Consider the following 13,177-nt stretch of genomic DNA (forward strand, 5'->3'; position numbering starts at 1 on the left):
CCCCTTACCTGCCAAAGCGCGAAAACAGCGAAACCCGCCGCGGCGGTTGCCGACCGTCGGTTCTCGTGATGCGCACCACCTGCTGCTGTTTGGTGCCCAGCCTTAGCTCGGCGGCAGCAAAGAGGCGATCGACGACGTAGTAGTTGCCGCGCATCCGGTAGTTCACGAGTTGGTTATCGCCGTCGGCTCCGACGATGAAGAGCGGTGGCGCCTCGCCCTGATCGATGCGCTTCGGGAACTCTATGTAGACCTTGCTGCCATCATCGAAGGCGCGCGTCGGTCTCCACGGCGGCGTGTCGCCGGTGATCGAATAGCGGAAGCGGATGTTTTCGAGTGCTACGTTCGAGGCCGCGGGCATTTCAGCCTCTGCCTGAGCGTTGCGCCGCCGAAGCGCCACGAGTTGGTCTTCGCTGTAAATCCAGGAGAGCGCCGCCATGGCAGTTTTCTCAGTGCTTTGAAGCTGCAGGTGATAGGATCGCCTGTCCGTCGTGATGACCAGATTGGTGGCAAGCCCCGGCGCGAATGGCTTCACCAGCACATGAGTGCGCTGGTCATCGCCTGAGCCACTAACGGTGTCACCGATCACCCAACGGACCGTATCGCCGGCTGAGACCGAGTTCAGCTTCTCGCCCCGCTGCAATGAGATATCGGTGACGCGCTCCGGCGCGGCGTAGAGCTGGTAGAGCGCGCCGTCGGCAAAGGGGTAAACCTGCACCGCATTGACATAGCCAAACTTGGTGGGTTGTTGCGTCGCCGCCTTGTTGGCATCGGCGACCTGTTCTTCCGGCGAGCGCTTATCTGGGGCGGGCTTGCCGGGTGCGGGCATCAACTGACCAGGCAACGGTAACGGTTTCGGCACTTCCACGACCTTGACCGGCTTCTCCGGCGCCTTCTCGATCGCGGCTGGTTTGAAGTCCTCGTGGTCATAGGAAATCTGAGGCGGCGGCACTGGTTTCGAGGCACAGGCCGAAAGAACCGCAGCAGACGCCGACAGGATCAAGGCAGCACGAAGCAATGGGGCTCTATTTGTCATTGGCGGGCTCCTTAGGGGAAACGGGGGTTGGCGCGGCGCTGTCGAGCTCGCGCGACCAGTCGATGGCGTTGATGAAGACGCCGAGCGGGTTCTTGCGCAGCTGCTCGGTTGTCCTAGGCGCGCGGATGAGGATGGTGAGGATCCCGATCCAGCGCGTCGTGCTGGCGAGGCTGCCGCGCTCGAACACCTGCTCGGTCCATTTGACCTGGAACGAGCTGTCGGAAGCCCTGACCACGCTGGTCACCTGCACTGACACGCTGCGCGTGCCGATTTGGCCGAAAGGGTCGTTCGCCTTGGCATATTCGTTGAGGAAGAGCGCCGCTCGGTCGGTGGCAAAGTCGTAGGCCGACAGCCAATTCTGCCGCACCAGAACCGCATCGGTGGAAACCGAACGGACATTCTGGATGAAGCGGCTGAGATGCCAGGCGATCTGGGCATCGTCGGGATGGTAGTTTTGGACTGCCGGCGCGACCGCGTGCGCCTCGCCAAAGCGGTCGACTTCGACGACATAAGGCACGACGCGGCCCTGCATCGACTGCCACAGAAGCCCACCGGAAAGCCCCGTCGTCAGAGCCAGGCAGCCAAAGGCCATGAAGCGCCAGTTCTTGGCCTGGACGCGCGCCGCGCCGATGCGCTCATCCCAGAGTTGGCTGGCCTTCTGGTAGGGTGTTACGGGTTCGGGCGTCTTTCCATAACGGTGAACGGGTCGCTTGAAGAGCATCTAGTCTTCCTTGTCATTGAGGGAGGGATTGGCGCCGCTTCCGCCCCGATCTCCATCGCGCACCGCCTGCGTGGCAGCATGGCGATGGGCGCGTGCGGTCTGTTCGGAACGCAGACGCCTTGCCCAGGCAGGCGCGGCTGCGGGAGCTATAACTGGAGAGCTTCCGCTCATCGAGCTGGTCGGCATGCCGCCGGTCGCGGTCCAGCCGGCATTGCGACCGGCGTCGGCACTACGGCGGAATGGTTCTGCTGCGGATCGCATTCCCCGCATCGCGGCGCCGCTAGCGGCACTCGCAACCCCCTGCAGCCCAGCAGCTACCCCGGACAGCCCGGACTCGGGCGATGTCGCGCGCCCCGTCTGCCAAGCGACGATGGCAGCGGACCCCATGGCGGTGCCGGCACGGACTGCGGCGAGGCCGCCGCCTGTTGCCATGCGCGCGCCGGCAAACGCAGCGCCTCCGGCAACGAGCGTTGATCCAGCTGCGGCCGCCGTTGTTCCAAGTGCCGCGCCGGCGCCAAGCTGCGGCGCGCCGGAAACAAGACCCGAGGCAATCCCGGGGCCGAAAATGCCGAGCCCAAGCAGCGCCAGCGCACCCAGTACCTGAGACATGGCCGCCGCCAGGTCCGGCTCCTGGCCCTGCAGGGCGGAAGCGAACTCGCCAAAGAGCGTGGAGCCGATGCCGACGATGACGGCAAGCACCATCACCTTGATGCCCGACGAAATCACATTGCCGAGCACGCGCTCGGCCAGAAACGCCGAGCGGTTCCAGAGCGCGAAGGGCACCAGGACGAAGCCGGCCAGCGTGGTGAGCTTGAACTCGAGGATGGTGATGAAGAGCTGGATGGAAAGAATGAAGAAGGCGATGAGGACCAGGAACCAGGCCAGAAGCAGCACGAAGATGGTGAGCGCGTTACCGAAGATCTCGGGGAAGCCTACTAGCTGGCTCGCTTGATTGAGGAGCGGCCAGGCGCCCTGGAAGCCGGCCGCGGCAATGCGGCCTGGCCGCAGGAGACTGTCGGCGGACAGGTTGCCGGGCGATGCGTTGATGCCGAGACCGGCAAAGGAGCGGTAAATTATGTCGGCGAGGTTCTTGAAATTGTTCAGGACGAAGGCGAAGGCGCCGACATAGAGCACTTTGCGAACAAGCCGGCCAAGTATGTTGGGCTCGCCGCCGAACGCCCAGACCAAGCCCGCGAGCGTGATGTCAATGCCGATCAGAATGGTGGTGAGAAAGGCGACGTCGCCCGAAAGCAGACCGAACCCACTGTCAATGTAGCGGGTAAAGGTCTCCATGAAGCGATCGATGACTCCGAGGTCGTTCATGTCGCCGCCTTCCTCGTTGTCTTGAAGAACTGCCGCTCAGTTGCCGGGATAAGCCGTGCCGGTGCCCAGGAAACGCTTCGTCGTCTCGCGAGCGGCTTCCTCAGACTGCGCCTTGCGCGCCGCATCCTCGGCCTCGGCCCGGAACTGGGTCGCAAGCAGCGTCTGGATCTGCATCTGCTGCTTGGTCGAAAGCGCGATCAGCTGATTGGTGGCCTGGCTTGCCTCGAGGGCACCTGCCGCGCCCTGACTGCGATTGACGAGGTCGGTAAGCAGGTCGCCATCGGCCTGCACGTTCTCGACTATCTGCGACTGCGCGCTCATGGTCTGGCGGAACGCCTGCATGGCGCTCTGCCAGCGCTCGCGCGCGGCGCTCGCCACATCGCTGACCTTGATGGTGGCGTCGTAGCTTTCCGGATATTGCTGGCGCCACTGGTCCTGCAGCTTGTCGAGATCGAAGCTCAGGCCGCTCGCCTGGGTCATCAGACCGTCAATCCGTTGGAGCGAGCCGGTAAGCTGGCCCACGGAAGAGAAATCCAGGCGCTGAAGGTTGCGCGCCATGTTCTGCAGCATGGTCGCCTGGTTCTGAAGCGACTGGATTTGGTTGTTGATCTGCTCCAATGCGCGTGCTGCCGACAGCACATTCTGCGTATAGTTGGACGGGTCAAACACGATGAGCGCATAGGCCGGCTGGACGTAGTCAGCCATCGGTTTGGCAATCAGGGAAACGGTGACCAGGCTAGTAAAAAGGCGGCGTCCGATCATGACGATTGCTCCTTGTTAGGTTGAGGAAATTGCTGGAGAAGCTCGGCAGCCCAATCCAGGCCGCGCGCACTGAAGAAACGGGCGGCAAAGCTGCCCTGCCCTTCTTCGGAAAGAATATTGTCGATCAGGGTCTGCGCGGCCGGGTCGGAGGCGCCGCAAAGCGCAAGAGCGATCGGGCCTAGCCCGAGCTCGAAGAGGCGATTGCCGCGGCGCGACTGCAGATAGCAGTGGCGCTTCGGCGTGGCGCGGGCGACCAATTCGATCTGTCGCTCATTAAGACCGAAGCGCTCATAGGCTGCCCGTGCCTGCGGCTCCACCGCACGATCATTGGGGAGAAAAATGCGCTGCGGGCAGCTCTCGATGATTGCGGGTGCGATAGAAGAGCCGGCGATGTCGGCAAGCGACTGCGTCGCGAAGATGACGGAGACGTTTTTCTTACGCAGCACCTTAAGCCATTCGCGGATGCGGGCGGCAAAGAGCGGGTTGTCGAGATAGACCCAGGCCTCGTCGAGCATGAGCAGCGTCGGCCGCCCGTCAAACCGGTCCTCAAGACGATGGAACAGATAGGTGAGCACAGGCAGCACAGCGCCTTGGCTGTGCATCAGCTCCTGGGTTTCGAAACACTGCACATCCGAGATGGCCAGCCGGTCGTCATCGGCATCGAGCAGCCGGCCGAATGGTCCGTCGAGCGTGTAGGGCATCAATGCCGATTTGAGCGCATTGGACTGAAGCAGGACCGACAGGCCAGTCAGCGTGCGTTCCTGCGCCGGCGCGGTGGCGAGGCTGGTGAGCGCCGACCAGATTGCCTCCTTCACCTCCGGGGTGACGGTGACATTCTCGTGGGCAATGAGGCCGGCGATCCATTCGGCCGCCCAGCTCTGTGTGGCCGGGTCGTCGATGTGGCGCAGCGGCTGGAAACCAAGCGCACCATTCGCACCCAACGCATGGTGGTCGCCGCCCATGGCAAGCGCGGCGGCGCGGGCCGAATTGCCTTTGTCGAAGACATAGATTTGCGCGCCAGCGTAGCGCCGGAACTGCAAAGCGATCAGGGCAAGCAGAACCGACTTGCCGGCACCGGTCGGCCCGACAATCAGCATGTGGCCGACATCGCCGATATGGGTCGAAAGCCGAAACGGCGTCGAGCCGCTGGTTTCGGCGAAAAGAAGCGGCGGAGCGTAATCGCCGGTGACCTCGGCAAGGTGCTCGTTCTCCGCTGGACCTGCCCACACGGACGACAGCGGCACGAGATGGGCAAGGTTAAGCGTGTGAACGAGCGGCTGGCGAACGTTGGCGTAGACATGACCCGGCAATGAACCAAGCCACGCTTCGACGGCATTGATGCTTTCGCGAATGGTGGTGAAGCCGAGCCCGTTGACGATCCGCTCGACGGCGCGAAGCTTTTCCGCGGCGGCTTTACGGTTCTGATCCCACACCGTCACCGTTGTGGTGAGATAGCCGAAGCCGACATGATCGCCGCCCAATGCCTGCAGTGCTGCATCGGCATCGAGCGCCTTGTTGTCGGCGTCGCTGTCGACGAGAGGCACCGGTTCGTTGGTCACCACCTCGCGCAGAATAGCCGCGATCGATTTGCGCTTGGCAAACCACTGCCGCCGGAGCCGAGTCAGCGTCTTCGTGGCTTCCGCCTTGTCGAGTGGAATGAAGCGCGTCACCCAGCGATAGGCGAAATCCTGGTTATTGAGCGCGTCAAGGATTCCTGGCCGGGTGACGTTCGGAAAGCCGAGAACTGTGAGCGTGCGCAGATGCTGCTCGCCCAGCATCGGCTCTAGGCCGCCGGTCAGCGGCGCGTCAACCAGGACGCCGTCGAGATACATTGGCGTTTCCGGCACGGCGACCGGATGACGGCGTGTCGAGATCGTGCCGTGCAGGTACGTCAGGGTCTCGGCATCGTCGAGCGCGCGCACCTCGGGCACGAAGCCCGAAAGAAGATCGAGAACGCGGTCAGTCTCGTCTCGGAACCGGGCAAGCTCCTGGCGCCAGTCTCTTTCCCCTCCCAAGTCATGCGAGTCGACGAGAGCACTTTCCGCGCGCGCTTGGCCATCGGGCCCAGGCATGAAGACCAAGGTCAGATGATAGATGCTCTCGAAATGCGCGACCTTGCCCTCGAAGGCCGCGCGCCGTTCCTCATCGATCAGCCATGAGGCAGCATCGGGAAGGGCCGAGCTCGCATAGCCCAGCGCTTCGATGCGCTCGGCCTCGAAGAATAATGCCCAGCCAGAGCCGAGCCTTCTCAGCGCATTGTTTGCCCGCGCGCATATGCCGATGAGTTCGGCCTCCGTCGCGCTTTCAAGGTCGGGGCCACGAAACCGCAATGTCCGTTGGAAGCTGCCATCCTTATTGAGCACGATGCCGGGCGCGACGAGTGCTGCCCAGGGCAGATGGTCGGCAAGCCGGTCGGCTTTGCCGCGGTATTCGGAAAGCTTCAGCATGCAAGCCAGCCCTTTTGACGAAGATGACGGACAAGCACGCTGGCAAAATCCGGATCACGCCGTGCGGCAAAGACCGCGAGCGTGTGGCCGGCGATCCAGAGCACTAGACCGCCAATCCACTGCTGCAGGCCTAGGCCGATGGCCGCGGCCACCGTGCCATTGAGGATCGCCACCGCCCGCGGCGCGCCGCCGAGCAGGATCGGCTCGGTGAGCGCCCGATTGATCAGAACCTCGAAGCCTTCGATATGCTGCTCTCCGGTGCTCATCAGACGACTGCCCCGCCGCCAAAGGAGAAGAAGGAAAGAAAGAAGCTCGAGGCCGCGAAGGCGATCGACAGGCCGAAGACGATCTGGATCAGCCGGCGGAAACCGCCCGCCGTGTCGCCGAAGGCAAGGGTCAGACCGGTGGTGATGATGATGATCACCGCGAGGATCTTGGCGACCGGCCCCTGCACCGATTCCAGAATCTGCTGCAGCGGCTGTTCCCACGGCATGCCGGAGCCGGCAGCGTGGGCCTGGGCCGTGAGAAGAAGCGCGACGGCGGCGAACGAAAGAAAGCGAAGCTTCTTGCGCATGAGGTGACCTTTCAGAGCTGCTGGAGTTGCGGAAGTGTGAGCGGGGTGACGGCGTAATCGCCGCTGCCGTCGAGACCCGTGACCTCGGCGATCGCGTCAACCCGGCGCGCGGGTCCTCTTCCGGCAATAAAGATGACCAAGTCGACGGCATCGGCGATCAGCCGGCGGGGAACGGTGACAACCGCTTCCTGGGCGAGCTGCTCAATACGATAGAGTGCGGAGCGTGCCGAATTGGCGTGAACCGTGGCAATGCCGCCGGGATGTCCGGTGTTCCATGCCTTCAGCATATCGAGCGCTTCCGCGCCTCTGACTTCGCCGACGATGATGCGGTCGGGCCTCAGCCGTAAGGTCGAGCGTACGAGATCGGCGAGTGTGATGGAGCCCCGCCTCGTCCTCATGGCAACGCAGTCCTTGGCCGCGCATTGCAGCTCGCGGGTGTCCTCAATCAGGATCACCCGCTCATCGCATTCGGCGACTTCTGCCAGTAGAGCATTGGTAAGTGTCGTTTTGCCCGACGATGTGCCGCCGGCGACCAGGATGTTGCGCCGCTCGCGCACTGCCTTCCTCAGGGCATCAGCCTGCAGCGGGAGCATGACGCGATCGGCGACGTAGTTGGCCAGCGTGTAGAGTTTTGCCGCCGGTTTGCGGATGGCGAAGCATGGCGCCAGCACGACCGGCGGTAGCAGACCCTCGAAGCGCTCGCCTGATGGCAATTCGGCACTGACAATCGGACTATCTGCATGCGCCTCGGCGCGTACATGGGAGGCGACGAGCCGGATGATGCGTTCCGCCTCGGCAGGATGCATATGCACGCCTGTATCGACCCGGCCTTCTCCCAACCGGTCGAGCCTCAGCGCGCCGTCGGGGTTGACCATCACCTCGATGACGGTCGGATCGGCAAGGGCCTCGGTGATCGCGGCGCCCATGGCTGTGCGCAGCATGGCTCGGCGGCGGTGGTCCGCTGCGGGATGAGAGTTCATCCTTCGCCTCCGTTGCCATTGCCGTAACCAAGCGAGCGCTTCCCGGAGGCTATCTGGCGACCGACCTGCTCGACGAATTTGTCAAAGCGCTCTTGGGCGATCGCCTGTGTCGCCCGATCCGGAATTGGCGTGTGCGCATGAAGCGTGATTGAAAAGCGGATTAAGAGCGCGAGGCTCTCCAGAGTTATTTCGGCGTCGCGCCTGACATGGTCGAGATCGCGGGAAAGACGGTCCAGCCGCTTGCCGTAGCGCTGGTCGAGCTCGTTTTCACCACGCCGTTCGATGAAGGCCTCGACCGCTTTCGCGACGATTGCCGATTTCGTGGTCGACGGGTTGCGGCTGAGGGTTTCCAGCTTCTCGCTCAATTCGGGTTCGAGCAGAAACTGGTGGCGAATGCGACGGGGCTTCATACGTCTCGTTCCGACTGGCCGGCGCTGATGCGCCGGTGCGAACGAACATCGCCGAGATCCGCAAAATCGCTTATGGGCGTTATCTACGCCGAGATACGCCTCAGTTGCGGAAAGCGTTCAGAAGCCGGGGATGATGTCCTTGTCGTCGCCCCTTCCCTCGTTGAGGCCGTAGGCGCTCGCCGCGGTAGAAACCCGGTCCATGACGCGCTTGTCTGCGAGTGCCTCGGCGTCATCGTCCGACAGATTGAAGAGGTCATCCTGATCAGGCTCCCGAGAGACGACGACGTGGTCTTCAGGCAGGCCGGGATGACGCTGCTGTTGCACGCCGCTCCCTTCTTCGATTGCCGCGCCGGCGTGTTCGTCATCGGCAGCGAGACGGCGGTCAACACTGCGGACTTGTCCGCTCCAATCGTCGGGGCGCGACGCAGGACAGTCCGCGTACAGACCGTCGCGCAACACCGGCGCCGGCAGCACCCGTTCGGTGAAATTCGGATCCTGGTAATAGCGCAACTTCTGGGCGCGGATCGGCGGCAACCCGGAAACAAGGATTAATTCGTCAGCTTGCGGCAACTGCATCACTTCGCCAGGCGTCAGCAGCGGGCGAGCGGTCTCCTGGCGACTGACCATGACGTGCGAAAGCCAGGGCGCCAGCCGGTGGCCGGCGTAGTTGCGCATGGACCTGAGTTCCGTCGCCGTACCGAGCGCATCCGATATGCGTTTGGCCGTGCGCTCGTCGTTGGAGGAAAAGGCAATGCGCACATGGCAATTGTCGAGAATGGCGTTGTTCTCGCCATAGGCTTTGGAGATCTGGTTCAAGGATTGCGCGATCAGATAGGCGCGGATGCCGTAACCCGCCATGAAGGCGAGCGCGGTCTCGAAGAAGTCGAGGCGACCAAGAGCCGGAAATTCGTCCAGCATCATGAGCAGTTGGTACTTGCGGCTTTTCTTCGGGTCACCTTCCAGCCGCTCCGTCAGTCGCCTGCCGATCTGATTGAGCACCAGTCGCACCAGTGGCTTGGTGCGCGAAATATCCGATGGCGGCACCACTAGATAGAGCGACATCGGTCGTTCCGCATCCATGAGGTCGGCAATGCGCCAGTCGCAGGCCGATGTTGCCGAGGCAACCGTCGGATCACGATAGAGCCCGAGAAACGACATTGCGGTCGAGAGAACGCCAGAACGCTCGTTCTCTGACTTGTTCAGCACCTCGCGAGCCGCCGAGGCCACGACGGGATGGACCCGAGGTGTGTCCGCCGTGCCGAGGTGGTTGGTGGTCATCATCCGCAGCAGTGTCGCGGCAAACGAGCGTTGCGGATCCGACAGGAAAGTGGCGACGCGCGCGAGCGTCTTTTCTTCTTCCGCGTAGAGCACGTGCAAGATGGCCCCGACCAAGAGTGAATGACTAGTCTTCTCCCAATGATTCCGCCGCTCCAGCGCGCCTTCCGGATCGACGAGAATGTCCGCGATGTTCTGAACGTCGCGGACCTCATCTGAACCCCTGCGCACTTCCAGCAGCGGGTTATAGCGCGCCGATCTCGAGTCGGTCGGATTGAACAGGAGGCAGAAAGAGAACTTCGACCGCCAGCCGGAAGTCAGCTGCCAGTTCTCGCCTTTGATGTCGTGAATGACGGCCGAGCCGGTCCAGGAAAGAAGCGTTGGAACGACCAATCCCACGCCCTTGCCCGAACGTGTCGGCGCAAAGGCCATGACATGTTCCGGCCCGTCATGTCGCAGATAGTGATCCTTCAGTTTGCCAAGGAAAACGCCGGCCGGCTCAAACAGGCCTGCCTTCTCGATTTCCCGAGCCGCGGCCCATCGTGAGGAACCGTAGGTGGTGACCAACCCCCTCTGCCGCGCGCGCCAGAGGGAGCCAGCTATTGCGGCCGCACACCCCAAGAATCCGCTGGCTCCGGCAAGCATGCCGGCCTTGTCGAAGACCTCAGGCGCATAGGCGTCGAAGTGAAACCACCATTCGAACAGTTTCCACGGCTTGTAGATCGGCCGGGCCGCCGCGGCAAACCATGGCGCGCCAAGCTGCGGCTGATAGTCCAGCATGTGGGCGCACCATTGCGTTGCCGCCCATACGCCAACGATGACGATGGCGAACACAACTACGATCTGGCCGACAAGGAGCTTCGTCGGTGTCACGGGCACAGCCTCCACTGTTTGGTAGTAGATGGAAGCAGCATGACGTGACGTTTCAGAAAATCGAAGATACCCAATATACGCGCCCGTGCGATGCAGTGAACGTTGCAGGCTTGGAAGATTGGGCGCCAAGAAGTGTCATCGCGAAGGCGACGAGCGAATGACTTGTTTTGGGCCGGAAGCGGACTGACAACTTACGATGCTCAAAAATGCAAAGCGGACGTTGCAGTGGGCTGACAAGACTTCTGCAAGTGACCCTTTCCAGTCGCTCCTAGGGCGTTGCGTGAACGACCGCTTCGCGCGCCCCATTCAGCCGTTGAGCAGGTTTCCGGTGTTACCTGAAGACTCGCACTCGTTTCCACAGTCACCGCCTGCATTTGAATGAGCCCCCCACCTAGATCAGATGTTGAACAGGAGCTTTTTCGACATGCTCTTCGTGAGCGGAGCGTACTCGACCGGAGTTCCGCGGCTGATGACGACCGTCCGCCACATCCGAGCGCCGTCGGGGGTCTGAACTCGCATCCTCGTTCGACGTCGACTTGGCGGGGGTTAGCGTCAGACAGCGGCTCCGTTGACCAAGCGCTGGTCAAGGACTCGGTCTCGTTCGTGTAGCTCTGTGCTGTGAAGTGGACGTGACTGGGTTGGTCCAGAACGACGGTTCCAGCAAGCGGATGGGGGCGGTCCTGTTCTCGGCATGACAATGGCGAAGCCGACGAAGAGTGCCAGCAGGAGCAGCCCGCCTATCGTTCGCCTTACCCAGGACGACGAGATCCGGATCGCCGGTGCGGATCCCGCGTCGTAGGTGGCCGGCTCCCCTTTAAGACCTGTCTTTGCTGCCGCAGGTAGGCGCTCACCTCGTCGTCATAGGACGCGGTGCACTCCTGGAAGGCGCCCGAGCGCGTCTTCCAGGTCGTCGACCGCGTCTGCGGCGATGATCACGAACAGGCGGTAGTCACGATTTCGCAGTCCATTCGAGCGGTCAGTCGACACGTCATCGGAGTCGGAGCGGGGTACGAGAAAGGGGCGGATCAGATCTCGTCCTTGCCGGAGCGGATCAGCAGGACGCAGACGCACTCCTGCACCTCAGGCACGCGTTCTTTCAGGCGCAAAATCAGGGCGCTGCGGATGAGCCAGCGTAGATGCATGCAGCCGCACAACGCCGGCGCCTGCACGGCTTTACAGTGAAGGTAGAAGGCTGTAGAAGCCGCGCCCCACAGCGGCGGACAGATCGATGGTCAAGGGCGACGCGCTCACCGAACAGTTCTACGCCAGAGCCAAACGCGGCTACAGCAGATGTCTCTGGCCAACCATGAAGTGCCCAAACAAGGCGATCAACGCGCACTCCGTGCAGCGGGCGACGGCGCTTGCGCTCATCGCGGAGAAGCGGAAAGTCATGGAATTGCGGTCGAAGATAGTCGAAGGTCAGCTTCGGTCCCGGTTCGAGAGTAGAGGATTGCGGCAGGCGTCCACCTTCACGGGACTTTGCGCCGAACACGACGCCACCGTGTTCCGCAGCATCGACACCCAACCGCTGGACTTCAACAATCCAGCGCAGATGTTCCTGATTGCCTGGCGCTCGGTGACGCGCGAAGTCCACGCCACCATGGCAGGCGCCGATAATCTGCAGAATGCCCTGCGCACCGCAGTCGAGGACGGACGCGTCTCGCCGGATGAGGACTCGCCGCCGCTACTCTGGGCGACCCGCGCTTTGATGAGAGCCTACGTGACCCACTGCTACCGGACCGAATACTATGACCGAGTGTTCGCGTCCGGGCGGTTTGGCGACATCCTGCATTCGGTGGTCCCAATTAAAGAGCGGCAGCCCGTGCTCGCCTCGTCATCATTCTTCGCCGTCGACGACCGGCGTCTGGAACGTGACCTTCCCCGCCTCGTCCTAAACGTGATCCCGTCCAGCCAAGAGGAGACGACAGTCATCTTCAGTTACCCCAGAACCCACGCCGATTCCTGCAGGGAGCGTATCCAGCCGATCCTTCAATCGTGCGGTGAGAACCAGCTCCTCGCCCTCTCGACCATGATTTTGGACGCGACCGAGAACTTCTTCGTGCGACCGTCGCACGTTGCTGGCTGGCCGGACCAGAAGCGTATGCGGATCGAGGAAGCCTTCAGGTCGACCGTCACACAGGACGCGGATCTGCAGCCCGCGAACGATCTGATGCTCTTCTGAGGCTAGTCGTCGCCCTCAACGATAATCAGGTCATCGGCGGCGTCGATCCGGTCGTAGAGCGCTCGGACCACCTCAAGTTGGTCCGCTTGATTGTCGACCACGTCGTAGACGGCATTCGGGTCGGCCTGGCTCCTGCCAGCTCGCCCTGCCGTTTCCTTCAGTTTCTGCTCATGGACGAGCAGTGATGTCAGGATCGCCTGCATCTCCGCCGTCGTCAGGTTCTTCGCGCCCATGCCCGTGTCCTCCTCAACCGCGGGAAGATGGCGCGCAATTCGGGCAGGTCGAGCCGCCGGAGCCCGTCGATCTGCTGCACGCAGTTGTCGCCGCCGTCCTTCTGCAAGTCGAAGTACTGGTATTCGTAGATCAACTTTCGGCAATGCATCCAACGCACACCTGTCATAGAGTGACTTACCAATCGTCACCAGTCCCAACCATTTAAGAAGCTGAGGTCAGCTTTCAAGACGCAGGCGGATGAGATCGAATGGCCGAAGTGAAGGCGCATTGCGGTCCGGCAGCCTTTGGGCCGCTTGCAGACCGGTAGGTTCGGGCGACGATTTAACGAATAGCAGACATTCAAGTTTTGCTCGCGGCGGGTCT

13 protein-coding genes are annotated in these 13,177 nt (G+C 62.4%); 1 reads left to right on the top strand and 12 read right to left on the bottom strand.

All coding sequences use genetic code 11. The annotated features are described in order from the left end of the window. Positions 1-4: 4 nt before the first annotated feature. From trbG to NKJ80_RS26255, 10 genes are all read right to left on the bottom strand, one after another. Complete coding sequence (gene trbG, locus NKJ80_RS26210) at positions 5-1,033, bottom strand: P-type conjugative transfer protein TrbG (RefSeq protein ID WP_023669266.1); 1,029 nt, start codon at positions 1,031-1,033, stop codon at positions 5-7. Beyond that, complete coding sequence (gene trbF / locus NKJ80_RS26215) at positions 1,023-1,754, bottom strand: conjugal transfer protein TrbF (RefSeq protein ID WP_023669265.1); 732 nt, start codon at positions 1,752-1,754, stop codon at positions 1,023-1,025. The genes trbG and trbF overlap by 11 nt, the downstream gene beginning before the upstream one ends. Further along, positions 1,755-3,077, bottom strand: a complete 1,323-nt coding sequence (gene trbL / locus NKJ80_RS26220) for a P-type conjugative transfer protein TrbL (RefSeq protein ID WP_023669264.1) — start codon at positions 3,075-3,077, stop codon at positions 1,755-1,757. It abuts the gene before it with no gap. Positions 3,078-3,113: 36 nt separating this feature from the next. Further along, positions 3,114-3,839, bottom strand: a complete 726-nt coding sequence (gene trbJ, locus NKJ80_RS26225) for a P-type conjugative transfer protein TrbJ (RefSeq protein ID WP_023669263.1) — start codon at positions 3,837-3,839, stop codon at positions 3,114-3,116. Further along, positions 3,836-6,286, bottom strand: coding sequence for a conjugal transfer protein TrbE (trbE, locus tag NKJ80_RS26230; RefSeq protein WP_352498584.1), 2,451 nt, complete (start codon positions 6,284-6,286; stop codon positions 3,836-3,838). The genes trbJ and trbE overlap by 4 nt, the downstream gene beginning before the upstream one ends. Continuing rightward, positions 6,280-6,552, bottom strand: a complete 273-nt coding sequence (locus NKJ80_RS26235; protein ID WP_023669261.1) for a VirB3 family type IV secretion system protein — start codon at positions 6,550-6,552, stop codon at positions 6,280-6,282. The genes trbE and NKJ80_RS26235 overlap by 7 nt, the downstream gene beginning before the upstream one ends. Beyond that, on the bottom strand, positions 6,552-6,860 hold the full coding sequence (locus NKJ80_RS26240; RefSeq protein WP_023669260.1) for a TrbC/VirB2 family type IV secretion system protein: 309 nt from the start codon (positions 6,858-6,860) through the stop codon (positions 6,552-6,554). The genes NKJ80_RS26235 and NKJ80_RS26240 overlap by 1 nt, the downstream gene beginning before the upstream one ends. 11 nt (positions 6,861-6,871) lie before the next feature. Further along, the gene (gene trbB, locus NKJ80_RS26245) at positions 6,872-7,840 is read right to left on the bottom strand and encodes a P-type conjugative transfer ATPase TrbB (RefSeq protein ID WP_023669259.1); all 969 of its coding nucleotides are present in this window, start codon (positions 7,838-7,840) and stop codon (positions 6,872-6,874) included. Further along, entirely contained in the window at positions 7,837-8,250 is a 414-nt protein-coding gene (locus NKJ80_RS26250; RefSeq protein WP_023669258.1) for a CopG family transcriptional regulator, read from the bottom strand. Before NKJ80_RS26250 ends, trbB begins: the two co-directional genes overlap by 4 nt. Positions 8,251-8,367: 117 nt before the next feature. Beyond that, positions 8,368-10,398 carry a conjugal transfer protein TraG gene (locus NKJ80_RS26255; RefSeq protein ID WP_023669257.1) on the bottom strand — a complete coding sequence of 677 codons (2,031 nt, stop codon included), beginning with the start codon at positions 10,396-10,398 and terminating at the stop codon, positions 8,368-8,370. Between the two features lie 1,228 nt (positions 10,399-11,626). On the opposite strand from NKJ80_RS26255, the gene NKJ80_RS26260 reads away from it, so the two are divergent. Beyond that, complete coding sequence (locus NKJ80_RS26260; RefSeq protein ID WP_023669254.1) at positions 11,627-12,580, top strand: hypothetical protein; 954 nt, start codon at positions 11,627-11,629, stop codon at positions 12,578-12,580. 2 nt (positions 12,581-12,582) lie between these two features. Here the strand turns inward: NKJ80_RS26260 and NKJ80_RS26265 are convergent, their stop codons facing one another. Together NKJ80_RS26265 and NKJ80_RS26270 are read right to left on the bottom strand one after the other, a co-directional pair. Further along, entirely contained in the window at positions 12,583-12,813 is a 231-nt protein-coding gene (locus tag NKJ80_RS26265) for a hypothetical protein (RefSeq protein ID WP_023669253.1), read from the bottom strand. Continuing rightward, entirely contained in the window at positions 12,795-12,980 is a 186-nt protein-coding gene (locus tag NKJ80_RS26270) for a hypothetical protein (protein WP_198022478.1), read from the bottom strand. The genes NKJ80_RS26265 and NKJ80_RS26270 overlap by 19 nt, the downstream gene beginning before the upstream one ends. Positions 12,981-13,177: the final 197 nt, after the last annotated feature.

The sequence above is a fragment of the Mesorhizobium sp. M0030 genome (genome assembly GCF_040323695.1).
Lineage (GTDB): Bacteria > Pseudomonadota > Alphaproteobacteria > Rhizobiales > Rhizobiaceae > Mesorhizobium.